The sequence below is a fragment of the Nocardia sp. NPDC004260 genome, assembly GCF_053603155.1.
On sequence record NZ_JBSGEZ010000243.1, the window covers coordinates 1 to 1727 of the forward strand.

Annotated in this window: 1 protein-coding gene; it reads left to right on the forward strand. The window is 66.4% G+C overall.

Annotated features, from left to right (window positions below; all coding sequences use genetic code 11):
- Positions 1-137: 137 nt before the first annotated feature.
- Positions 138-1691, forward strand: coding sequence for an ISL3 family transposase (locus tag ACWEO7_RS39355; protein ID WP_452430915.1), 1554 nt, complete (start codon positions 138-140; stop codon positions 1689-1691).
- The last annotated feature ends 36 nt before the right edge of the window (positions 1692-1727 follow it).

Consider the following 1727-nt stretch of genomic DNA (forward strand, 5'->3'; position numbering starts at 1 on the left):
GGATCTGGCACGGATTGCGTGATTGACCCTTGTCGGATTGCCAACGGGGCCTTGGTGATCGATGATGTCGCCGGTGTCGTGATCCCGAACCGTTGGAAGCATTGTTCCCGCACCTGCGAGGTTTGCGGATCGTCGGGATGTCCTCGGTCGGGATTCGGGTGAATCTGGAAGTCAGCACCCGCGACGAAGCGGTGGCCTGCACGGGGTGCTCGGTGGTGTCGCATCGGGTCCACAGTCGCTATCGGCGGCGGTTGGCCGACACCGCGGTCACCGGGCGGGAAGTGGTGATCCGATTGCGGGTGCGTCGGTTGTTCTGCGACAACTCCGCTTGCAAGAAGAGGACTTTCGCTGAACCCGTGCCCGGTTTGGCGCCACGGTATGCCCGGCGCACGCCGATCCTGGATCGTCTGTTGTGCGCCGTGGCGCTGGCGTTGGGCGGTCGAGCGGGGGCTCGGATGACCCGGCATCTGGCGGCCTCAGTCAGCCGGATGACGTTGTTGCGGCAGATCCGGGCGTTGCCGGATCCGGACCGGGCGACACCGCGTGTGCTCGGGGTCGACGACTTCGCGCTACGCCGCGGACACAACTACGGCACGATCCTGATCGACATAGAAACAGGACGACCGGTCGATGTCCTGCAAGACCGCACCGCCGATACCCTCGCGGACTGGCTACGCGCCCATCCCGGCGTCGAGATCGTCTGCCGAGACCGAGCGGGGGCCTACGCCGAAGGCGTCGCGGCCGGAGCGCCGAACGCTACCCAGGTCGCGGATCGCTGGCATGTCTGGAACAACCTCGGTGACGCGGTCGAACGCGTCGTGGCCCGTCACCGCAGCCACCTCGAGGCTGCGGTCCACGTCGACGACGAGGCCGTGCTCACCGACCAGTTCGGCATCGCCGAGATCCCCGAGGTGCCAGACCCGGCACAGCGAAGCGACAAGTGGGCCGTGCGGGCGCGCGAACGCCACGCTGCGGTCCACGCGCTACTCGCCGAGGGCGTGAGCCTGCGCGGGATCGGTGTCCGACTCGGTCTCGCCCGTGGCACGGTGCGGCGTTTCGCTCGCGCCGCCGACGTCGAGGAGTTGCTGGTCAACACAGGCACTGGACGCCGACGCAGCATGCTCGAGGACTTCAAGCCCTACCTGAACCAGCGATGGAACGACGGCACCACCAACGCCACCCTGCTGGCCCACGAAATCCGAGAACTCGGATACCGAGGCAGCACGAAAACCGTCCTCAACTACCTGCACCCGTTCCGGGGCACCGGCCAGGTCGCTGTCCGATTTTCCCGCAAGCCGCCCTCCGTGCGTCGTGTCGTCGCCTGGATCATGAGCGATCCCGCCCATCTCGACCCCGACAACCGGCGACGCCTCGACGCGATCCTCGCCGGCAGCGCTGAGCTCACCGTCCTGGCCGACCATGTCCGCGCCTTCGCCACCCTCATGGTCCAACGCCGCGGTCGTGAACTCGAAGCATGGATGACCGCCATCGACGCCGCAGACCTCCCACCACTGCACTCGTTCGTCCGCGGCCTACGCCGCGACCTCGACGCGGTCACCGCCGGTCTCTGCCTGCCCTGGAACAGCGGACCAGTCGAAGGACACGTCAACCGCATCAAGATGCTCAAACGCCAGATGTTCGGGCGAGCGAAACCCGACCTACTCCGCAAACGAATCCTGTTGAGCGACTGAACAACCTGACCGAATCACGCAATTTGTGCCAGATCC